Raw genomic sequence first — 22,929 nt, 5'->3', positions numbered from 1 at the left:
CTTCTTTTTTATTGTGATGGTTTAGTTGTGGTTACTGTTGTTGTATTTGTTTTTGGTGTGACTACTTTTGGATTTGCTTGTACTGAATGTGCTTCTACTGTTACTGGTGCTGTTGTTTTTGGTTGTGTAGTAGCTGGTACAGTTGTTTTTGGTGTTTCCGTAGTAACAACTTTTTTCTCAGTATTGACTGCTTTACTTTCGGTTGTTGCTTTTTCAGTAGTTGATTTTTCAGTTGTTGCAACTTCAGAAGTACGTGTTTTATTCACACGTACTTCTTGAGATTGCACATTATTAATTGTATTTGGATAATAGGTTGGAGTTTGATTCGACTTAATGTCTGCTTTACTTGTTAAGATTGTATTCGTATCATTTTGACCTTTTACTCTAACAACGTTACCGAATTTTTCTACACTGTCTGGCATTGTGAAATCCTGACCATCAATTGGGCTAATTTCACCCATTACTTGCTTAAATAAATATTTCGGTAGCGATTGTTCTTCAGCGCCGACAAATGAATTTGCGCCACCTTCAGCCATTTTTGTAAAGCCCATCCAGACGGACATTGTATATCTTGGAGAATATCCAACAATCCAAACGTCTTTTGCAGCGTTGTCTGGTAAATTGTATTTAATATACGTTTCATCTGCGTATGTTCCAGTACCCGTTTTAGCAGCTAAATTTAAGCCCGGAATACTTGAGCCATAAGCTGTTCCTAACGGTTCAAATGTACCTTTTAACATATCCGTAATAATGTACGCTGTATAATCTTCCATTGCTTTTTCTGAAACAGTTTCGAATTGTATTGTTTCATCATCTTGCGTTACAACTTTGCGAATTGCATGTGCTTTATTATAAGTTCCGCCGTTACCAAATGCTGAGAAAGCACTTGCCATTTGTAGTGGAGAGAATTCAGACGATGCACCGCCTAATGCTTCAGCTGGTCCAAGATCTTTTGATTGATATTCTAGACCTACATTTTTCGCAAAGTTATATGATGCTTCATGTCCAGCAGTGTTTTTAACTTCCTGGAATATTTTTAATGCCGGAATGTTAAAACTACGACGAATTGCATCACGCATCGTAACAACGCCATGATTTTGTGTATCATAGTTTTTAAATTTGATACCATTGATATCATATGCAGATTCATCTTGAATTCTGTGATTAGTCGACCATTTCTCATTTTCTACAACGGGACCATAACTTAAAAATGGCTTTATTGTAGAACCAACAGGGTGAACATCTGTAGCTAAATTGCGATCAACGACATCTTTATAGTTTCTACCACCACTAATTGCAACTAATGCCCCTGTCTGTGTATCAACAATTGTAGATGCAGCTTGTTGATATTTATTCTTATAAATAGCCATATTATCAACATTATTTTGTAATGAAATTTGCGCATTGTTATCCATATTTGTATAAATTTTTAGTCCACTCGTTAAAACATCACTTAATGATTTATCTTCAAATTCTTTATTGTTTTTTAATTCTTGTTTTATTACGTTAACGTATGAAGCATACTTTGGATCGTTTTCTTCTATATTTTGTCTTTGAGCTGCCGTTCTTGGCACTAAGTTTTTCGTTAAATCTTCAGATTGTGCCTGTTCCATTTCCGCTTTAGTAATACGGTTATGGCGATTCATTAAGTAAAGTACTGTATCTTTCCGCTTTTCTGCTGCTTCAGGATGATCATATAGATTATAGCTGTTTGGCACTTGCGGTAAACCAGCTAAATAAGCTGTTTCTGCAAGTGAAAGCTGATTTAAATCTTTATTGAAATAATATCTGGCAGCTGTTTTAACACCATAAATACCATCAGAATAATAGATTTTATTCATATACATTTCAAAGATTTGATTCTTGTCATATTCCTGTTCAAGACGGTACGAAAGATAAGCTTCCTGAGCTTTACGTTCAATAGATTTTTGATCTGTTAAGAATGAACGTTTTACTACTTGTTGTGTTAATGTTGATGCACCTTGCGCACCAAAGCCACCTGTAAAGTTTTTAAATATTGCACCTGTTAGTCGTTTGAAATCAAGTGCACCATGTTCATAAAAGCGGTTATCCTCAGTTGCAAGGACAGCATTGCGCATCTTATCCGGAATGTCTGCGAATTTAACATTTTCGCGCTTTTGACCGTTATATAATACCGTAACTAAGTTATTATCTTTATCATATATTTTAGTCGGTAATTGATCACGTAAAGCTGATTCATTAAATTTAGGTGCTTTATATGCATAGTATAAAAATAAACACATTGCTAACACGACTAATAGTGTGCCTAACGCAAACAATCCACCAAGTACTTGTAAAATCGTTCGCTTTAAACTTCTTTTCTTTTTCGCCATTATTAAATCCTCTCTCTCATTAAACTTACACTGTATAAAAAGATTGTACTGCTTTTAAGTAGTCAATTCTAGGACGAAAAGTGTATGGTATCAATATACCATTCTTTTTAATTTCCTTTAACTGAATTGATTTCCTTTCGTTATTCAAATAACGCTGCCAGTAATTGAAAAATATTTCAAAAGGCAATAAATAAATTTCATCCAGGCTTGAAAAACATATTAAAATAAAAACAATACCACCATGCTGATAGACTTGCTGCATATGTTTAACTTGATGGTCGTGTATATTAATCAATGGAAAACTTGTTTTATTTTGAGTAGCTTTCGCTTCAAAATCAATGTATTTTCCTTTGTAAATACCGTTGTAATCCGTCGTAGAAGCGCGTCTAAAATAAGCTTCTTTTATAACAGCTTTTGCTCTTTTAGGATAATCGACATGTACAATTTGAATCGGTGTCGGTTTTTTATGGATGATAGCGATATCTTGTTGAAGATAATATCGATTACTCAAATCAATTTCATCTTCAAATTTCATGCCACGTTTACCATATTCAATTTTACTATTTTTCTCGTTGTTTGTAACTAAGTCTGGAGTCTTAGACTTTTTACCATTTGGATAATTCACCATTTAACTCATCCTAGTTGTAGAGTATCATAAAATATATACAATGATTTTATCATATCTATGAAAGGAGTTCTTCAATGTTACAGAAATGTATTATAACTTTAATTCAGGATTTGAACGCTATAGAAATATATTATACACAAGCTAAAAATGGACGCAATTTTAATTTTGTTATAGATGTACAGCCGTTTACAGAAAAAATTGATCGTCATATCGAAGACTTACAACAATTTCATCCAGCGATAATTCAACTGCCATTAATGAATGAACAAAAATTATCTTTGCTCATTTTACATTTACGAGAATTATCTGTTGATTGTTTCTTTGAAAAAACAAGCAAAAAATTATTTATAGATAAATTTAAAGCTGTTAATCACGATTTAAACTATATCCTCAGACAGACGGAACAATAATTTGTGCTATGAAAACAATTTATATAACAGGATATAAACCATTTGAATTAGGAATATATAAAAACAATCAGCCAGAAGTACGCTTTATCAAACGCTTCTTGCAGGAAAGAATTAAAGCTTACATAGAAGAAGGGCTCGAGTGGGTCATCATTCAAGGAAACCTTGGGACAGAATTATGGGCAGGTGAGGTTGTAATACGATTAAAAAAGCATTATCCGATTAAATTAGGGATTATCACACCTTTTTTAAATCATTTTGAAAAATGGAATGAAGAAAATCAATTGTATTATCAAAAAATTATTAGCAAAGCCGATTATATCAACAGTGTGTATCATGAACCTTATAAAGGGGGTTATATGTTTAGTCAGACAAATCAATTTATAATAGATAATACAGAAGGTGCTTTAATATTTTATGATGAAGAACATGAAGGTAGTCCAAAATACTTTAAACGTACCGTCGTTGATTTTATGACTGAAAATAACTATACTATGGATAGTATAAGTTTATTTGATTTATCTGAATTTGTAAGTGAATATATGAGAGAACAAGAAAATTAGAGGTGTAATGATGTCAGAGCTGAATTTAAAATTATCTGCAAAAGATATTTATGAAAAAGAATTCGAACGCACAATGGTACGTGGATTTAAACCGGAAGATGTTGATAGTTTTCTTGATGAAATTATAGAAGATTATCAAAAAATGGCAGATATGAACAATCAATTGTTGAAACTATCTGATGAAAATAAGAAATTAAAACGAGAAATTGAAAACTTAAGAATGAGAGTAGCGACTGGACGAAATGATGTTCAGCAGCAGGCACCGAACAATTATGACATATTAAAGCGTATTTCTAATTTAGAGAAAGCTGTATTTGGAAAATAAATGTCTTCGCTTTATGATTCAATTGGTGTTATAATATATGAATGTTAAAAGATATCTCGGATAATCGCTATACTTTGTATAGAGGAAAGTCCATGCTCACACAGCTCTGAGATGACTGTAGTGATCGTGCTTGGTGAAACAATAAGCCAAGGCATTAATTTGACGGCAACGAACCGACCTAAGTCGATGATATGGTCTAAGTAGTTTGAAAGTGCCACAGTGACGTAGCTTCTTTAGAAATAAAGAAGGTGGAACGCGGTAAACCCCTCGAGTGAGCAATCCAAATTAGGTAGGAGCACTTTTCTAGCGGAAATGAACGTATAGAAGAGGTAGAGTAATCTACAGACAGATGATTATCACCGGCGTACGAGAGTAACTAGACTCATTTGCAGTACTAAGGAACAGAACATGGCTTATAGAGATATCTTTCTAGATGGCCCTCCGTAATGGAGGGCTTTTTTATTTGTATTTTTATTTATAGAAGGATACGAACATGTTACAATAAATTAAATAAAACCTACATAATACCGTAAATATATTATGTAAACTTGGAGGAAATTATGTATCAATTATTAGCAACTACACCTATGGGGATGGAAGCAGTAGCCGCAAAAGAAGTTCAAGCCCTAGGATATGAAACAACTACAGAAAATGGACGTGTACTGTACAAAGGAGACGCACGTGCTATCGTTAAGTCTAACTTATGGTTACGCAGTGCCGATAGAGTAAAGCTTGTTGTAGGCCGTTTTTATGCCACTACTTTTGAACAGTTATTTGATCAGACTAAAAATATTCCATGGGAAAATTTTATTAGTGAAAATGGAAGTTTTCCAGTGCAAGGCAGAAGTTTAAAATCAAAATTATTTAGTGTACCAGACTGTCAGGCAATCGTAAAAAAAGCGATTGTTGAGCGTTTAAAGAAAGCGCATAATCAGCAAGGATGGTTACGTGAAGATGGTGCGTTATATAAAGTTGAAGTGGCAATCTTAAAAGACGAAGTACTATTAACAATCGATACTTCAGGCGCAGGTTTACATAAACGTGGGTATCGTTTAGCGCAAGGTGAAGCACCGATGAAAGAAACACTTGCTGCAGCATTAGTGTTACTATCAAACTGGAAAGGTGAAACACCGTTTATCGACCCGTTCTGTGGATCTGGAACAATTGCGATAGAAGCAGCAATGATCGCTCAAAATATTGCACCAGGATTTAACCGTGACTTTGTCAGTGAAGATTGGGATATTATTCCTAAAGGGATGTATGATGAAGAACGTGTGAAAGCAGAAGAAGTAGCAGAATATGATAAAGAAATTTCGATTATAGCGAGTGATATTGACCCTAGAATGGTTGAAATTGCGCGCAATAATGCAATTGAAGTAGGATTTGGCGATATTATTGAATTTAAACAGATGAATGTACATGATTTAACTTTAGACAGCGAAAAAGGTGCAATCGTAGGTAACCCTCCTTATGGAGAACGTATTGGGGAGCGTGAAGAAGTTGAAGCAATGTATAAGTATTTAGGGCAATTAATAGAAAAAAATCCGAAATGGTCATTGTACATCTTAACAAGCTTAAAAACATTTGAATTATTAGTCGGTAAAAAAGCAACGAAACGCCGCAAATTATTTAACGGCTATATTGAATGTACGTATTATCAATATTGGGGAGAAAAATAGGAGAGGCCGTTTAAAGCAGAGGCTGTTGAACTTGCGTTAAGACCTCTAATCTCTTTCTTGTTACAACACAATGCATAATTTTATGCATTGTGTTGTTTTTCGTTTATGATAAATGTATTAATGATAAGGTGATGATGTAATGAAGTTAAGTATTTTAGATCAAGTGCCGATGTCTCGAGGCGAATCACCGATAGATGCGCTTAATCATTCAATGGAATTGGTGCAATTTGCTGATCAAATTGGTTACCATCGTTATTTTGTAGCTGAGCATCATAATACGACGGGATTAATTAGTCATGCGCCAGAAATATTGATGACACGGTTATTATCAATTACTGAAAAAATAAATATCGGTTCAGCTGGTATATTACTTCCTCAATATAGTCCGTATAAAATAGCTGAGAATGCTAATTTACTGGAAGCTATGTTTCCAGGTCGTGTAACCATTGGTTTAGGTAATTCTCCAGGAGGAAGTGAGATTACAAGAAGGGCACTTACAGATGGTGCAGAGAGTAAAGTGAGGGATTACGATCGTTTAATAGAAGACTTCTTAGGCTTTATGCGTAACACATTGCCGTTAAACCATCAATTTAGAAGTGTAAAAGCAGGCCCGAGAATAGATACACACCCAGATGTTTTTACGTTAGGTTTAACAGATAATGGTGCGAAACGGGCAGCTAAGTTAGGTATCGGATTTGTATTTGGTGATTTTATTCATGATAAATATCGTGATAGTGCAATAAATATTTATCAATCTGAATTTGTAGCAAATCGATTTATGGCTAAGCCATATACTATATTTTGTAGTTTTATTATCGTAGTGAAAGATGAAGCAGAAAGAGATATGCAAACGCGTATTTTAGACCATTGGTTACTTAATGTTTCTAAGGGTCGAGATACGGTTGTTCCGAGTTACGAACAAGTAAAAGGAATTGTTTATAACGAAAAGGACAAAGCAATCATTAAAGCGAATTGTAAAAGGTATTGCATCGGATTAAAACATGAAGTTGCTCATTATATTGAAGATTTAAATAACCAATATCATATTGATGAGTTAATGGTCATTAATAATACACATCATTTTGAACTTAAATTGGAAAGTTTTAAGGATATAAAAGAGATTGTAGATGAATTAAATTAAAAAAATAAGACATCAGCCATTTTTGATGATGTCTTATTTTTTATTGATATTACCAAAGTTTACCTTCACCCATACCTTTAGCACCAGGCGGTGGATCCATAAACATTTGTCCTACCGGAATTGTATAAGCGATTAAAATTAAAGCAATCGTTACAATAATTAAGAATTTCCAGTTTTCAACGAATTTATAAACAGGTGCATGTTGATCCATTGCTTCAGCAACAGGGAATGCTTCATAACCTTTAGGTGCAAAGAATGCTAATTGGATAAATACGATGACTACTAAGATGATAGAGATGAAAAGAATCGTACCACCTACAGCTTGAATCACCTGGTAGGGTAACCATTCAGCTGCAATTTTTGATCCGCCGTACTCTGAGTAAGTAGAACGACGTGGTGCTCCAAATAAACCGATAAAGTGCATTGCACCAGACATAATTGACATACCTAATGCCCACATTAAACCTTGAATAATAGCTAATCTATTAATTGCTTTTGTCATAACACGACCAGTTGCGTGTGGAATTAACCAATACATTGTTCCAAAGAATGTTAAGATAACTGCTGTTGCTACTGTTAAATGGAAGTGACCTGTAATCCAGATTGTATTATGAACGACTTGGTCCATTTGTGCTGAAGCGTTAACTAAACCACCAGCACCACCCGGAATAAACGCGGCCATACCGATAAATGGTAATACAAATCGTGCATCATTCCATGGTAAAGTTTTAACCCATCCCATTAAACCTTTTGCACCAATACTACGACCATAAGATTCAAACGTTGCAAATAAACTAAATGCTGTCATTAAAGATGGAATAACAACCATAAATGTTAATACAACTTGTACATATTTCCATGTTACATCAATACCAGGTTCAGTTAACTGATGGTGAATACCAACTGGGATTGAGAAGAATAAGAATAACATAAAACTCATACGTGCTAAATTATCACTGAATGCTTTCGCACCGATAATTTTTGGTACAACTGCATACCATGACATATATGCAGGTAATAACCAGAAATAAACTAATGCATGACCAAAGTACCAGAATAATGTACGGCTTAATGAAACGTCAATACGTTCAACTAAACCTAATGACCAAGGAATCATTTGTAATAATACAGTTGCAGCAACTCCAAGTGAACATACGATCCACATTACGTTATTGATTGTTGCCATATATGAAAGTAAAGGTGATTTTTGTCCTTTGTTCTCTTTTTTCCATTGTGCATAACGCATAATTTGTCCAGCTGCTGAGATCCAAGACCCAACAACAACTAATGCCATACCTACATAGAAAATTACATGCGCTTTAAGTGGTGCATAAAAAGTATATAAAACTGTCGCTTTATTTAGTAATACCATAGTTGCAGCCATTGCTGTACCAATTACCATTACCCAGAATCCAATCCAGATTAATTTACGTTGTAAAGGTGATAATTGACCGCTTGTTCTAATTACGGCTGCTGTTTGAAAGCCCATAATGAAGAATGTTGTTAATACTAACGCTAAAATAATACCGTGTACTGTTAATATTTGATAATAACTAATACCTGCTGGTAACTTTAAAGTACCAGATCGCACTAATGTTTGTACTAAACCAGCAAGGCCTCCAATAATAAGGCATACAATAGCAACATACATATGTGCCATAACTAATTTACCATCTTTTTTATCCATCACAACACGTTCTGACATATCTTCAGCATGATGATTTCTAAATGTTGCACGTTCGTCGAATGCACCACTATCTAATTTGAATTCGTTCATTTCTTATCAACCACCTTAATGTTAGACTTCATGTCAGCATGTCCCATACCGCAATATTCGTTACATAATAATAAATATTCACCCGTTTTATCAAATGTTTTTACGAATGTTGATTTATGACCTGGTTCAATCATCATGTTGACATTTGTTTGTGCAATTTCAAAACCATGAACAACGTCTCGGCTTGTCGCAATAATTTTTACTTTTGCTCCTTTTGGAATTTCAACTTGACCTGGATTGTAGTTAAAAGCTGATACGACAAAAACTAATTCGTAATCCCAATCTTTTCCTTCAACTTTGTGTAAACCAGGTTTACTGAATGTTGGATCTTTATCAATTAATTCTGGTTCAATAAATTCACGACCACTGGCAATCGGCTCATGACCATTATGAATTGCTGATACAAAAATAATACTTAAGAATAAAACAAGTGAACCCATACCTAATGCGAGCCAAATTTTCTCTAACTTATGCAAAATATTCCCCTCCTATATACGTTCTAAAAATAAAATAAAAATAGCAAACCAAGTTACAACGAATACTGCACCTAAAAACAATACAGAAGCCATTGTACCTCTTAAATCTAAATCATGATGTGATTCTTCTGTTGCTTGAATCGGATCGATGTGTTGATTTAAATTTTTCTCCTCAGTCATACTGTACACCCTTTCTTAATAGCTTTTCTTTCTTTATAATAATAGAGTACAAAGTATATTAATGTGATAAATATCACAGTTTTTGAATTTCGTTAAAAATTTCACAAATAAATATATATAAATGAGGTATATCATGAAATATGAAAAGCAAATTAAACATTTATATCAATTAAAAAAGGAAGTTGAGAAGTCTGATAATAATATTTTAGTTGAACAAATTAATGAAATAATAAAAAAGATACACCAGGAGCGAACGGTTATTAGTTTTATCGGGCATTTTTCTTCTGGAAAATCTTCATTAATCAATACTATTTTTAATGAAAATATATTACCAAGTTCTCCAGTACCAACGACGAGTAATACTGCGCAAATTATTATCAGCGATCAAGATTATGTCCGTATTAACCTGGATAATCATACATATAGTGATTTAAATCATTATGATGAAATAAAGAAAGTCAATACATTGAACCATAAAATAGAATCTGTGGAAATAAATAAAGTATCTAATTGCTTTGAAATTGGAACTGTCATCCAAGATACACCGGGTATTGATGCAACGTTTAAAAATCACGAAGCAAGTACAATGAAATTCTTGCTTGTCAGTGACGTCGTATTTTATACAGTTGAATATAATCACGTTAATTCAGAGAAAAACTTTGATCAAATCCGTGCATTGAACGCATTAAATGTGCCTGTTGTGTTGATTATTAATCAAATCGATAAACATCAAGAGCATGAATTATCATTTGAAGCGTTTAAATCAGCCATTTCAGAAAATATTTCACGTTGGAGCCTGAATATCGAAAAGATTTTGTATACATCAATATACGATAGTCCTTATAATGAAATCGATCGAGTAAAGCCAGTGATGAAAACTTATACTAGTGAAGCAAAAGCAAATAAAGATGCTTATTTTGAGCGAATGATTCATTATATTGAGACAACGCAAATTGAATATTTACAATTCAAAAAGCAAAATCTCCTTTTAGATTTAAATATTGAAGAAGATGAGGTTGAACGAGCATATGAGAAGGCGACAGAAAGTGCTGCAATGAACGCAGAGCAAGCTATTTTAACTGATCCCAATAATGAACAACTACTATTAAATGGTGTAAAAGATATTATTAAGAATGCCTATTTAATGCCATTTGAAATGCGAGAAAAGAATCGTAGCATGTTAGAAACATTCGCAGATAACTATAAAGTACCAGGAATATTTGGCAAAAAAGCGAAGTTACTTGCAATACAAGATGAAAAAGTGAGTGACGTTGTTGAAGCGATGAACGCAATCATCGAAAAACAAATCACATTCCAGTTAAAAGAATATTATCATACGTTTTCTAAATATTTAATGGATCCAAGTATGGTTAGCGGCTTAGCATTTAAAATTACGAACGATGAAGTGAAACATTTAATCAAGCAACAACCATCAATTTCAAATGATTACGTATTGATTTATTCTGATGAATTAAAATTATTTATTGAACGAATGATATTAAATAGACAAAAATCATGGCATGTACAGTTCATAAAAAATATAAATATGTCTAATTTAAATACAAATGCTACAGTAAGTGAAGAAACTGTGAAGTTTGAAGACTACTTTGTGAATGAAAAGTATATTGAATCTATTACGACTAAAAATTATCTACATTACTATATTCATGTCGACGAATCTGTTGATAAATTAATCGGAAGAGAATACGTTACATTTGAAATGTTTGAAGAGGAACCAACATCTATTGAAAAGACAGTGAAAGTAACAAATGAACAATATGTAAATTTAAATCGCAGTTCAAGTATATTAAATCATTTGGCACAGGTGGATTATTTTAAGACAGATATAGAAAAAATTAATACACAAATACGACGATTGAATCAAAATATGACTAAAATTGTAGTTTTTGGGGCTTTTAGTGCAGGGAAAAGTGCAATGATTAATGCACTTTTAAAAGAAGAAATTTTAGTATCATCTCCAAATCCAACGACAGCTTCAATAACTGAAATTCAATATGGAGATAAAAACTATGTTACATTTAAGCTTGAAAAAGATATATTGAAATCATTAAACGATATGATGTTAACTTCAGCAATTGAAATTACTACGATACCACAGTGGATTAAACGATTTAATGGAAAGTTAGATCAATTAAGCGCACAAAATAGAAACTTTGCAGAAGCAATCATTCAAAACTATGATCGCTATGCAACTTATCTATCTGAGTTAACGACAATTGAGGTACGTGATGATGAAATTAAGCAGTACACAGCAGAAGATGCGCATGCAGCTTTCGTCCAAAAGATAACGTTAGGTGTTCAAAATGATTTCTTAAAAGATAAAATCATTATTGACTCACCGGGCACTGGTAGTACAAACAGTCGCCATACTAAAGAAACGACAGAAATCATTGCGGATAGTGACTTATTGATATATGTATCATATTACAACCATGTGTACACTGAAAAAGATAAAGCATTTCTTTCTTATTTGAATGAAGTAGAAATTATAAATGAGGATAGTCAAAACTTCTTTGTCATTAACGCGGTCGATTTAGCGAAAGATGAAGGTGAATTGCAATCGGTCATAAATTACTTATCAAATGAACTTCAAGCAATTCATATTAATGACCCAATCTATCCAATATCAAGTCGAAATGCACTTAAATCTTATGATGAACGATTTACAGCATTTAAATCAGCAATAGAGCAATTTGTGACAGCAACGAGCAAACAACAAAAAATTAAACAAATTAATCATCATTCAGAAATATTATTCGATAAAGCGAAAGCACTCGTTACAAATTTTGAAGCGTATGAAAAACAAATGATTCAACGCAACATGCAATATGCACAATGGTTAGAGAATGGACCAATAGAAAATTCAATAGTAGAAATCGTGAAAAGTGCAATTTTAGATGTATTAAACGAACAAACAACATATTTAAAAGACAAAATGAAAATTCAGTTATATGATGTATTAAAAGCTGAAATTAATACGTCTTCAGATTTAGCAACCGTGAATCAAAGTTATTTACACGCTGTACAGCTTAAGCTCAACGAAGAATTATATTTAATCATACCTAGATTAAACAAAGCGGTTCAAAACCAATTTAATCTAGCAGTGAGTGTTGTATCCAAAGCTTTAGAACAGAATGAAATATATGAAGATATTCAATTTAAAAACCAATATATAAATCCTAATGAATTAAGTATTAGCCAAATTACAGATCAATTACATCAGTTAAAACTAGGTAATATTAAACAAAAGCAACTCATGAATCAAAGTTTAAGAACAGAACTTTATGATACAATACATGCATCAACGTTAGCAGAAATGAAATCAATAATTGATCAGTACGAAAATAGAATAAAGCAATTAATCAACGACAATTTAATTATTTTGACGGAGCATATTAACAAAAAGAATGAATCAATGCGTCAAACAATGCAAGAAAAAATAGCGCAGAAAATTGATCAATCATTGATTCAAAATGTATCAGAAGCCATTCATAAAATTGAGGTGGAATAATGAAAATTTGGATAACTGAAGCAGAAGCGTTAGAACTTGTATCTCAAGATAAAGCTGTAATTTTTGATTGTCGTGGAGTCATGGATAATTTAGAACAAAGTATTCAAAACTTCATGGATGAAAGAATTGAAGGTGCTGAATATATCCATTCATTTCTAATGGGACAAAATCCGTTGTCAGGAGGACGACATCCTTTACCAGATTTAAATGACTTTGCAGAAATTGTTGAATCTTTTGCACAAGGAAAACAGATCATTGGATATGATAATCGTAATAGCTTTTATGGCACACGTTTTGTATATCTTTGTCACTTAGTCGGACTAGAGTGTTTACTGATAGAAACGGGTTATGAAGATATGAAATTGTTTAATAAATCAACTGATGATCCGTTTAAAGCAAAACATCATACTACGCTAGTATTATATAAATGCTCAGTCGAAGAATACAAAATGGCGGAGAAAAAGATTCGAGAAAAAATGCATAGAAATTTAAATCAAAGTTTTGATAAAAATATCATCGCTTTCTGCGACGATATTCAAGCACTCATTAAATCTCCAAAAGATGATGTTATATTAATCGATGCACGTGCACACGAACGTTATATTGGTGATGTTGAACCGATGGATAAGATTGCAGGTCATATCCCATCAGCAATTAACATTCCTTTCAGTGAAGTGTATTATAACGGGTTACCGAAAAACGAAAACGATTTACGAGAAGTCTTTCAAACGGTATTAGGTAAAGAGAGTATTGTATACTGTGGTTCAGGGCTGAGTGCTACACCTTTATATGTTGCATTAAAAACATTAGACGAAAAAGTTAAGCTATATGCTGGTAGTTATTCGGAATGGGTATCGCGACATCCAGAAATAATTGAAACAGGAGAATAATATGAATAATTTATTAATCGTAGATGGCATGGCGCTATTATTTCGCCATTTCTTTGCTACAAGTTTACACAATAATTATATGAAAAACTCAAAAGGGCTCCCTACGAATGGTGTGCAAGGGTTTGTCCGTCATGTCGTAAGTGCGATTCATGATACAAATGCAACGCATGTAATTGTATGTTGGGATATGGGTGCTAAAACGTTTCGTAATGAAATTGATCCTAATTATAAAGCGCATCGTCCTGCACCACAAGATGAATTAATACCACAATTTGATATGGTACAGGAAATTTCCAGACAGTTAGGCTTTCATAATATTGGAGTTCAAAATTTTGAAGCTGATGATGTGATTGGTACGCTTGCAAAGTCGTTAGATGATACATATAACATTAAAGTCATCAGTGGCGACCGTGATTTACTTCAAATATTGGATGAACACATTGAAGTGTGGTTAACGAAAAAAGGTTTTAATATTTATAATAAGTATGACAAAGCACGATTTATTGAAGAATATCAATTACAACCAAAACAATTAATTGATGTGAAAGCTTTTATGGGTGATACTGCCGATGGTTATCCAGGTGTTAAAGGTATCGGTGAAAAAACAGCATTAAAATTAATTCAAACATATGGTAGTGTAGCCGGTGTATTAGAGCATGTGAATGAATTACCGAAAGGTCAGCAAACAAAGATAAAAGAAAGTATTGAGGCACTGAAATTATCACAACAATTGGCTGAAATACATACTGAAGTCCCTTTACGAATTGATGAAATTGTAAGTGAAATGCCGTATTCGGTTAATCTTGATGCCATGATCCAAATTTGTGAAACATTTGAGTTAAAGGTAGCAAGTAATTTTATTCGGAAATTATAGTTTATATCTTTGATAAAGTAATTTAATTAAAAATGATAACTCAATAAATTATAATGAAGAGGATTAGATTTCATCTAATCCTCTTTGTATTCACAGTCTTATATAGTATAATGACTGAGAAAGAGGTGTATTTATTTGGAATACAACGGTAACCTTGTTCGTCTGATGACGGAAATACATGAATATAAAGGGAAGCAAATTATCTATTTACAATATAATAACAAGACTTTAGAAAAACTGAAATTTGCCGCTTTGTTTCACAATGTCAAATATGGTTGTGCTTTATCGGGCATTAATATATCTGAAACAAAGTTATTGCAATTATTGCATTATAAAAAGGGCTTTGATAATGAAATTGAAGCACAAGTATGTGGCTATAGAGATGCAACGGTGTTAATTAATGAAGATTACGAATTTATCGATATAAATTATCATTCGATCGTTAATTTATATTTGGAAATGACTTTAGGTGATACTGAAACAATAGAAGTGATCGCAGATGACAAAAAGCAATGTTTAATTCGTCGATGTAATGAATATAATGATAAAATGAATAATAAAAGTGTTAATATACTAACAGAAATTTTTGAGTTTATGTATCAATTTATACAATCTGATATTTTCGGTAAACGAACGATGCTACTTTCAAGACTATTAATGCAATTGCTATTGTTTAAATCGAATATTTTAGTTACACAGTATCAAAGTATTGATCGTTTAATATTCCTGGACCGTAGTAATGGAAAACAAAAATTAAGAAAAAAGCAAATGGATCTTTTTAACTTTCAAAGTGTTCTAAGCTTTCAAGATTATTACTTTATGAAATTGATTGAAAGCTATGAAGCGTTAGATTATAATTTTCAGCTCATATTAGATACGAATATAACGCCGAAATATCGTGTATTAAATGTGCTCAATCGTTCATTTGATCCAATATCAAGAAGCGAACTCGAAATTATGTTGGCTGATATTAGCAGAAAAACGATAGAGCGCGCGCTCGTACAACTTCAAAAAGAAGTATTAATTGAAAAAGTAGGACAGGGAAAGGCAACAAAATATAAAGTGAAATAGAATGTTTCACGTGGATAAGGTGGAATTTAATGAAAGTATTCGCGGTAGATATGGATGGTACATTTCTCAATAGCCAAAATGATTATGATCGTGAAATGTTTAAAGATTTATTCGAGCTTTATAAAAATCAATTCTATTTAATTGTTGCAAGCAGCAATACACACCACCATTTAAAAGGTTTCTTTTCAGAACAAGACTTATATTATGTTGCATCTAATGGAGCAGTAGTTATGCATAAAGATGAAATATTACATTCAGCATTTATTAATCGAAATGATATAAGTAACGCTATTCAAACGCTTGATGATTTGAAACTGTATAGTTATGTAATCAGTACAATCGATGCATCGTATGTATCACTTAATGCAGAAAATGCATTTATAAAACGTATGCATCGTTATTATGATAAATTGAACGCTGTATCGAATTTACCCTTAAGTAAAGTTACTAAAATTACCATCGAAGTGGATGGGACGAATTTTGATAAGTCAGAAGTCATCACATTATTACAACACGTGTGTAATAATTGTGCAATTGTAGACAGTGGTTTCAACTGTATTGATATTATTGATAAAAGTACGAATAAAGCGACTGGTATTGAACAAGTCCTCACTCGTATCGGTAAAACTGTGAATGATTTGTATACTTTCGGTGATAGCGATAATGATTTAGAAATGTTAAGCATGACCGCGCACGGTTATGCAATGGAAAATGCCAACTCGAATGTCAAACGTGTCGCGCAACATCTTTGCCCAAGTAATGATGACAACGGCGTATTATTAACAATGGAGAATATATTAAAAGAAGAACTTTGAGCAATATCATATATATTGCTGCAAAGTTCTTCTTGCAATTGTATCTGCATGTTTATTTTGTTGCCGTGGTATCCAATTGATTAAGACGAGCTCAAAAGCAGTTGCCAATGTGTTATAGTCCTGTAAATAAGATTTAAAAAGCGGTTGTTTAACATATTGCTTATCAATGGAATCTACAACTATTTTTGAATCACTATTAATTAATAGTGATTGGCAACCTTGTTGAATTGCAAGTTTCATACCAACGATAAGACTTTGCCATTCTGCCGTATGATTATCAATTTGGCCTAAATACTCGCCATATTCAATGGTCGTTTCATCCATTTTTAATACGATGCCACATGCACTGTGTAGTGGTTGTTGCTTAGTTGAAGCATCAATAAAGATTTGTGCCATGAATAACACCTCATCATTAATTTATTGTATTTCTTTATGGTAAGTTTTTGCCCAGTATCCAAAAGGAATATTGAATAGTGTTGAGGCTAATTTAAATATATACGTTGTAATAAATATTTCAAAGACAACAGCGTTAGGCATTAATCCAGTAAACGCTATGATTGAGAAAAGAGCAGTATCAACAATCGAACTAAAAATGGTACTACCATACGCGCGAATGATAAATGTTCTTTCTGAAGCAAAATATTTTTTAATAAAATTAAATAAATAAACATCGACATACTGCCCAATTATATAGGCAATAATCGAACCTAATACAATACGTGGAACAACACAGAATAAAGTCTTCATACTTTCCTGAGCGATATCTGTTGATGTCGGAATAAACTGTAAAGATGTCGTCATGAGAACAGTCATAATAATTGCAGAAGCAAAGCCTAACCATACAGCTTTTTTAGCAATTGTACGACCGTATCTATCATTTAGTATATCTGTTGCTAAATAGATAGAGGCGAATAATACGTTGCCTAAAGTAGCTGTAATACCAAATAATTCGACTGATTTTGTGACTTGGATATTTGCTATCACTGTTCCTACCGCTACCCAGACAAATAGTCCTTCTTTCCCGAAATATCTGTACATTAACACTAATCCTATAAAGGTCAATAAAAATGCAACAAGTGCCCATAATTCATTTGTCATATAAATCCTCTTTTCTAATAAAAATTAACTAAAGTATTATAGTAGGCTTTCCTTGTTTTGGCAAGAGTATGTTGATAAACAAATTTGCATCACTTTTTATTCATTTTTGATATACTTCATTTGAGGTGAGTTAATGAACCTGGAACAAAAAATAACTTTAAAGCAAATTGATACGTTAACAGATCATTACTGTAACGAATGTATTTTAAAAAGCTATCACCGAAAAACGCATGGAAAAACGTATGCACATCATTATTGTATAAAAAAATGTTCGGTAGGTATTAAAATTAAACAATTAGGCAATGTATTGCAGTAAGGAGACAGGTATGAAAATAATAAAGATAGAACCAACACCTAGCCCAAATACGCTAAAAATCACTTTAGATTATAAAAAAGACGATTTGAAAAGTGCAACATATACAGTGGTTGATGAGACAAATCCTTCTTTTATTAATGCATTATTACAGATTGATGAGGTGAAATCTGTATTTCATGTTATGGATTTTATTTCTGTAGATAAAACAGCAAAATCAGACTGGGAAATCGTTTTACCGAAAATAAAATCAATTTTTGATATGGATGTCGCAGCCCAACCGGTTATTTCAATCGATAATGGTGAGAAGAAAGTTGAAGTATTAAGTTTTAAAAATATACCCTATCAAATTAAAGTAACTGATCATCAAGGTGAAACACGTAAGCAGCTAGATATTAGGTTTATTGATGCCATGTTAGCGGCACAAAATGATGAAGATAATGTTATCCTTTTGCGTAAATGGTTAGATTACGGTATACGTTATGGTGAAACTGACGCCATTATTCAATCGATTAAAGAAGAAATTGATGCAAAATTCCCGAAGGATGAGCTTAGTCGACTCGTCTCACTTGGTAAAGATAATCAGTCGGTACAACAATCTAAACAATTGCACAAAATATCTTTACATACTTTTTTACAGGCGGAAGACTGGCAGGAAAGATACCGCTTAATTGACCATTATCCGAAACCAGATGTAACAGATATTGCATTTTTTGAAACAGTTCTAAAAGATGAAAAGCCACAAATAAGACGTTTAGCTGTCGTATTTTTAGGAATGATTGAAGATAAAAGTGTATTACCGTTATTGCATGATGCTATGAAAGATAGTAATTTAACGGTACGAAGAACAGCTGGTGATACAATCAGTGATTTAGGGTTCAAAGAAAGTTTGCCTATAATGCATCTAGCACTTGATGACAAGCATCCAATTGTAAGATGGCGCGCAGCGATGTTTATTTATGATGAAGGTGATGCGTCAAGTTTGCCATATCTTGAAAAACATTTAGAGGATGAAGCGTTTGACGTCAAATTGCAAGTGCAAATGGCATATGAACGCATTACAAATGGTGAAGCTGCGGTCGGTTCAGTGTGGAAACAAATCGCAAATCGAAATTCAATTTAGAAATGCACCATATAAGCAATATGATTTTATGAAATGATTTAAAGGAGAAATGAAAATGAATGCATATGAAGAATATATGAAATCGATAACAAAAGACATGAGAAGTGAATTAACACAACACGGATTTACTTCATTAGAAACGAGTGAAGCGGTAGAAGATTATTTTAATCATGTGAAAGAAGATGAATCTACTTTCGTTGTTATTAATTCTGTTTGTGGCTGTGCAGCAGGTTTAGCAAGACCCGCTGCAGTAACCGTTGCAACGCAAAATGATAAAAAGCCTGACCATTTATTGACTGTATTTGCAGGTCAAGATCGTGAAGCAACGGATAAGATGAGAATGTTTATTGCACAAGTACCTTCAAGTCCTTCTATGGCATTATTTGTTGGGCAACAATTAGTAGGATTTATTCCTAGAGAGCATATTGAGGGCCGTCCTATCGAAGAAATTTGTATGGATATTAAAGCGCAATTCGATGAACACTGTTAATCTTCAACTGCGTATCACGACTTGTGTTGCGCCTGATCCATTCATCTTCAATTATTTATCGAATATCACTGATGATTTAAATAATCATTATAAAAATGTGATATATGAAGTGATTGACCGGGAAAAATTAACGATAAAAAAATTATTTGAAACATGTTCTACTCCGTTACTTGTAATATTGCACAAAGGGATTATACTTTATACTTCTCGTGATAATAAAATTTTTTATCACGAGAATACAACCCGCGTAAAATATAAAGCTTATATTGCAGGGAAAGATATACCGCCATTAATTAATTTGATTCAAGATCCCAAAGTAAACCAGCAAGTCATTGTTGATGCAACGATGGGGATGGCGAATGATTTGACGCTAATGGCATTAACGATGACTACGACTACATTCTTTGCTTTTGAAGAGAATTTTTATATTCATTTTGCAGTTAAATGGGGGATGTTGTTTCATTTTAATGAAATCAATAAAGGCGGGATTGATATTTCTCGTATTCATTTTATTTATGGGAATATCACTAACCATATTGATATTTTCAGTAAAGCAAATATTATTTATTTAGACCCGATGTATGAAGAAACCATTACTACTTCCAATATTGCTTCTTTAAGGCAAGTGACTGAATATAATAGAGAACAGAACATCAAATTACTGAATACAATATTTAAATCTTTTAAAGGTAAGATCATATTACGCGCACATTATAAGTCGCATTTAATTGATGACTACGGGTTTAATATGACGATCCGTAAACAATCGAAAACACATTATGGATATCGATATCATCAATTAGATAAGTAGAAATCAAAATATAAAGGCTTCGGAAAAACCGAAGCCTTTTTACTATTCAGTAATACACATACTGATCATATAGCATAATAATAAAAATAATCCTGAAACTACCATCATATCTGCGCCCATATATTTCACCCCTAGATTGTAAATCTCTAATATGTAATTCTTTAAATAATCATTATATAAATGTATTATAAAGTATATAAGAAAAAATAGAAAGAGGTGACTTGATGAATTCATTCGATCAAGCATATCACGACTTATGTAGGAAGGTGCTAGATACTGGCAAGAACAAGGATGATCGTACAAATACCGGAACATTATCAATCTTCGGTCATCAAATGCGTTTCGATTTATCGAAAGGGTTTCCATTGCTCACGACAAAAAAAGTATCATTTAAATTAATTGCAACTGAATTAATATGGTTTGTGCGTGGTGATACGAATATTAAATATTTGTTAGAATATAACAATAATATATGGAATGAGTGGGCATTTTTAAAATGGATTGAAAGCGATGAGTATAACGGTCCGGACATGACAAATTTCGGTCACCGTGCACTTGTTGATGAGGCTTTTAATGACGAATATCAAGCACAATTGAAGATTTTTAAAGAAAAAATATTAACAGATACATCATTTAGTGAAAAATATGGTGATTTGGGCAATGTATATGGCAAGCAATGGCGTAACTTCGAAACGAAGCATGGTTCTACAGATCAATTAAAAGATGTTATTGAAAGTATTAAACACAACCCGACAAGCCGTCGTCACATCATTTCAGCGTGGAATCCTGGAGAAATTGATACGATGGCACTCCCGCCATGTCATACTATGTTCCAGTTTTATGTGCATGAAAATAAGCTATCTTGCCAACTATATCAACGCAGTGCTGATATTTTTTTAGGTGTACCTTTTAATATTGCCAGTTATAGTCTATTGACACATTTGATTGCTAGAGAATGTGGATTAGAGGTTGGCGAATTTGTCCATACGTTTGGCGATGCACATATTTATTCGAATCATATTGATGCTGTTAATGCGCAATTATCGCGAACATCTTTCGAACCACCAACCTTAAAGATTCATTCTGATAAATCATTATTTGAAATAGATTATGAAGATTTAGAAATTGTAAATTATAAAGCACATCCTGCAATAAAAGCACCTATAGCAGTTTAAGGAGAGTATTATGTTATCATTAATTGTATGTCATGATCAAAATAGAGTTATCGGTTATGAGAATAAAATGCCGTGGCATTTACCAAATGATTTAAAAAGAGTAAAAGCACTAACAACAGGGAATACTATTGTTATGGGACGTAAAACATATGAATCCCTCGGTAAAGCTTTACCAAATCGCCGTAATGTTGTGCTAACACGTGATGCGTCATTTCAACCTGTTGATGCAGATGTAATTCATAATTTAGAAGATATTGCAGCATTGGAGGGTCATGTATTTATCTTTGGCGGACAGAACCTATATGAGCAAACGATTGATATGGTTGACGATATGTACGTGACAGTGATAGAACAAAAGTTTCCTGGAGATGCATTTTTTCCAGAATATACATTTGAAGATTTTAAAGTACAATCGATTGAATCTGGTGAATTAGATGATAGAAATTTAATTCCCCATCATTTTATGCATTTAGTGAGGAAAAATAATGATTAGATTAATACGTACAGTTGGAACTATTATAGGATATGCCGCATTGGTGACACCAAAACTGAATAAAGTAAAGAACAGTCTTACTTTATATGAAACCGTCGCTGAACAAGATGTTATAACGCAACAATATCCGAAAAAGTGGGCCGATAAAATATTAAAAACGGCTGGCGTAAAAGTGAATGTCAATGGAAGACAGCAATTTCCTGAGGATGGTGTACTCTTTATAGCAAATCACGAAGGAAATTTTGACATTCCGGTTTTAATATATGCAATTAATAAACCTTTCGGATTTGTTTCAAAAATTGAAGTGAAGAAGATACCATTTTTACATCAATGGATGGACTTATTAAACTGTATTTATTTAGATCGTACAGACCGTCGCTCATCGATTCAAATGATAAGAGATGGTGTTTCATCATTAAAAAAAGGTCATAGTATTTTAATTTTCCCTGAAGGAACACGTAGTAAAGGTCGTGGTATGACAGAATTTAAAGCTGGTTCATTTAAGCTTGCAAAAAGTGCGGGCGTTCCAATTGTACCAGTAGCAATCAAAGGGACGTCATCGATTATGGAAAAGTATAACAGCAAAAAGATTGTGCCAGGTACGGTTGAGGTCACAATTTTGGATCCTATTATGCCTGACATATTTGACCGCTTTACATTACAGGAAGTGGCGAATATAGTGCATGAACGTATTGAAAAACAAATAAGATAAAC

Annotated in this window: 24 protein-coding genes and 1 other RNA gene; 18 read left to right on the top strand and 7 right to left on the bottom strand. The window is 32.9% G+C overall.

Annotated features, from left to right (window positions below; genetic code table 11):
• Positions 1 to 8: 8 nt before the first annotated feature.
• Complete coding sequence (locus tag OCL94_RS03115) at positions 9 to 2,354, bottom strand: transglycosylase domain-containing protein (protein WP_262994479.1); 2,346 nt, start codon at positions 2,352 to 2,354, stop codon at positions 9 to 11.
• A 25-nt stretch (positions 2,355 to 2,379) separates the two neighbouring features.
• Positions 2,380 to 2,979, bottom strand: a complete 600-nt coding sequence (recU, locus tag OCL94_RS03110; RefSeq protein WP_262994759.1) for a Holliday junction resolvase RecU — start codon at positions 2,977 to 2,979, stop codon at positions 2,380 to 2,382.
• 77 nt (positions 2,980 to 3,056) lie between these two features.
• Between recU and OCL94_RS03105 the strand changes: the two genes are divergently transcribed.
• The 6 genes from OCL94_RS03105 to OCL94_RS03080 all read left to right on the top strand — a co-directional run bounded on the left by OCL94_RS03105 (position 3,057) and on the right by OCL94_RS03080 (position 7,097).
• The gene (locus tag OCL94_RS03105) at positions 3,057 to 3,392 is read left to right on the top strand and encodes a YppE family protein (RefSeq protein ID WP_262994477.1); all 336 of its coding nucleotides are present in this window, start codon (positions 3,057 to 3,059) and stop codon (positions 3,390 to 3,392) included.
• Positions 3,393 to 3,400: 8 nt separating this feature from the next.
• Complete coding sequence (locus OCL94_RS03100; protein ID WP_262994475.1) at positions 3,401 to 3,952, top strand: SLOG family protein; 552 nt, start codon at positions 3,401 to 3,403, stop codon at positions 3,950 to 3,952.
• A gap of 10 nt (positions 3,953 to 3,962) precedes the next feature.
• Complete coding sequence (gene gpsB, locus OCL94_RS03095) at positions 3,963 to 4,277, top strand: cell division regulator GpsB (protein WP_262994473.1); 315 nt, start codon at positions 3,963 to 3,965, stop codon at positions 4,275 to 4,277.
• Positions 4,278 to 4,329: 52 nt separating this feature from the next.
• Positions 4,330 to 4,698: RNase P RNA component class B (gene rnpB, locus OCL94_RS03090), an RNA gene on the top strand.
• Between the two features lie 139 nt (positions 4,699 to 4,837).
• The gene (locus tag OCL94_RS03085; protein ID WP_262994471.1) at positions 4,838 to 5,956 is read left to right on the top strand and encodes a THUMP domain-containing class I SAM-dependent RNA methyltransferase; all 1,119 of its coding nucleotides are present in this window, start codon (positions 4,838 to 4,840) and stop codon (positions 5,954 to 5,956) included.
• 139 nt (positions 5,957 to 6,095) lie between these two features.
• Positions 6,096 to 7,097, top strand: a complete 1,002-nt coding sequence (locus OCL94_RS03080) for an MsnO8 family LLM class oxidoreductase (protein WP_262994469.1) — start codon at positions 6,096 to 6,098, stop codon at positions 7,095 to 7,097.
• 49 nt (positions 7,098 to 7,146) lie between these two features.
• Here the strand turns inward: OCL94_RS03080 and OCL94_RS03075 are convergent, their stop codons facing one another.
• The 3 genes from OCL94_RS03075 to OCL94_RS03065 all read right to left on the bottom strand — a co-directional run bounded on the left by OCL94_RS03075 (position 7,147) and on the right by OCL94_RS03065 (position 9,530).
• The gene (locus OCL94_RS03075; protein WP_262994757.1) at positions 7,147 to 8,802 is read right to left on the bottom strand and encodes a b(o/a)3-type cytochrome-c oxidase subunit 1; all 1,656 of its coding nucleotides are present in this window, start codon (positions 8,800 to 8,802) and stop codon (positions 7,147 to 7,149) included.
• Positions 8,803 to 8,870: 68 nt separating this feature from the next.
• Complete coding sequence (locus OCL94_RS03070; RefSeq protein WP_262994467.1) at positions 8,871 to 9,350, bottom strand: cupredoxin domain-containing protein; 480 nt, start codon at positions 9,348 to 9,350, stop codon at positions 8,871 to 8,873.
• A 12-nt stretch (positions 9,351 to 9,362) separates the two neighbouring features.
• Entirely contained in the window at positions 9,363 to 9,530 is a 168-nt protein-coding gene (locus OCL94_RS03065; protein WP_262994465.1) for a cytochrome c oxidase subunit 2A, read from the bottom strand.
• Positions 9,531 to 9,663: 133 nt separating this feature from the next.
• On the opposite strand from OCL94_RS03065, the gene OCL94_RS03060 reads away from it, so the two are divergent.
• From OCL94_RS03060 to OCL94_RS03040, 5 genes are all read left to right on the top strand, one after another.
• Positions 9,664 to 13,062: a dynamin family protein gene (locus OCL94_RS03060; protein WP_262994463.1), complete on the top strand. Its 3,399-nt coding sequence runs from the start codon at positions 9,664 to 9,666 to the stop codon at positions 13,060 to 13,062.
• Complete coding sequence (locus OCL94_RS03055; protein WP_262994460.1) at positions 13,062 to 13,952, top strand: sulfurtransferase; 891 nt, start codon at positions 13,062 to 13,064, stop codon at positions 13,950 to 13,952. The genes OCL94_RS03060 and OCL94_RS03055 overlap by 1 nt, the downstream gene beginning before the upstream one ends.
• Position 13,953: 1 nt before the next feature.
• On the top strand, positions 13,954 to 14,826 hold the full coding sequence (locus OCL94_RS03050; RefSeq protein WP_262994459.1) for a 5'-3' exonuclease: 873 nt from the start codon (positions 13,954 to 13,956) through the stop codon (positions 14,824 to 14,826).
• A gap of 135 nt (positions 14,827 to 14,961) precedes the next feature.
• Entirely contained in the window at positions 14,962 to 15,897 is a 936-nt protein-coding gene (locus OCL94_RS03045) for a Fic family protein (protein WP_262994457.1), read from the top strand.
• Positions 15,898 to 15,926: 29 nt separating this feature from the next.
• Positions 15,927 to 16,712, top strand: a complete 786-nt coding sequence (locus OCL94_RS03040; RefSeq protein WP_262994455.1) for an HAD family hydrolase — start codon at positions 15,927 to 15,929, stop codon at positions 16,710 to 16,712.
• A gap of 6 nt (positions 16,713 to 16,718) precedes the next feature.
• Here OCL94_RS03040 and OCL94_RS03035 read toward each other — a convergent pair whose 3' ends face one another.
• Positions 16,719 to 17,108: a ribonuclease HI family protein gene (locus OCL94_RS03035; RefSeq protein ID WP_262994453.1), complete on the bottom strand. Its 390-nt coding sequence runs from the start codon at positions 17,106 to 17,108 to the stop codon at positions 16,719 to 16,721.
• A gap of 21 nt (positions 17,109 to 17,129) precedes the next feature.
• Positions 17,130 to 17,810 (bottom strand): queuosine precursor transporter, encoded by a 681-nt coding sequence (locus tag OCL94_RS03030; RefSeq protein WP_262994451.1) that lies wholly within the window; start codon positions 17,808 to 17,810, stop codon positions 17,130 to 17,132.
• Between the two features lie 133 nt (positions 17,811 to 17,943).
• Here OCL94_RS03030 and OCL94_RS03025 point away from each other — a divergent pair, with 133 nt between their 5' ends.
• The 7 genes from OCL94_RS03025 to OCL94_RS02995 all read left to right on the top strand — a co-directional run bounded on the left by OCL94_RS03025 (position 17,944) and on the right by OCL94_RS02995 (position 22,927).
• A complete protein-coding gene (locus OCL94_RS03025) occupies positions 17,944 to 18,126 on the top strand; it encodes a zinc-finger domain-containing protein (protein WP_262994449.1) in 183 nt (60 codons plus the stop codon).
• Between the two features lie 10 nt (positions 18,127 to 18,136).
• The gene (locus OCL94_RS03020) at positions 18,137 to 19,246 is read left to right on the top strand and encodes a virulence factor (protein ID WP_262994447.1); all 1,110 of its coding nucleotides are present in this window, start codon (positions 18,137 to 18,139) and stop codon (positions 19,244 to 19,246) included.
• Positions 19,247 to 19,301: 55 nt separating this feature from the next.
• Complete coding sequence (locus OCL94_RS03015) at positions 19,302 to 19,736, top strand: BrxA/BrxB family bacilliredoxin (protein ID WP_317618538.1); 435 nt, start codon at positions 19,302 to 19,304, stop codon at positions 19,734 to 19,736.
• The gene (locus OCL94_RS03010; protein WP_262994443.1) at positions 19,723 to 20,547 is read left to right on the top strand and encodes a hypothetical protein; all 825 of its coding nucleotides are present in this window, start codon (positions 19,723 to 19,725) and stop codon (positions 20,545 to 20,547) included. The genes OCL94_RS03015 and OCL94_RS03010 overlap by 14 nt, the downstream gene beginning before the upstream one ends.
• A gap of 221 nt (positions 20,548 to 20,768) precedes the next feature.
• Complete coding sequence (locus OCL94_RS03005) at positions 20,769 to 21,722, top strand: thymidylate synthase (RefSeq protein ID WP_262994441.1); 954 nt, start codon at positions 20,769 to 20,771, stop codon at positions 21,720 to 21,722.
• 7 nt (positions 21,723 to 21,729) lie between these two features.
• Positions 21,730 to 22,215 carry a dihydrofolate reductase gene (locus OCL94_RS03000; protein ID WP_262994755.1) on the top strand — a complete coding sequence of 162 codons (486 nt, stop codon included), beginning with the start codon at positions 21,730 to 21,732 and terminating at the stop codon, positions 22,213 to 22,215.
• Complete coding sequence (locus OCL94_RS02995) at positions 22,208 to 22,927, top strand: lysophospholipid acyltransferase family protein (protein ID WP_262994439.1); 720 nt, start codon at positions 22,208 to 22,210, stop codon at positions 22,925 to 22,927. Before OCL94_RS03000 ends, OCL94_RS02995 begins: the two co-directional genes overlap by 8 nt.
• Positions 22,928 to 22,929: the final 2 nt, after the last annotated feature.

It is taken from the genome of Macrococcus capreoli, assembly GCF_025628935.1.
GTDB classification, from domain to species: Bacteria; Bacillota; Bacilli; order Staphylococcales; family Staphylococcaceae; genus Macrococcoides; species Macrococcoides capreoli.
Note: the sequence above shows the minus strand (reverse complement) of the source record. Positions and strands in the feature narration are given on the sequence as shown.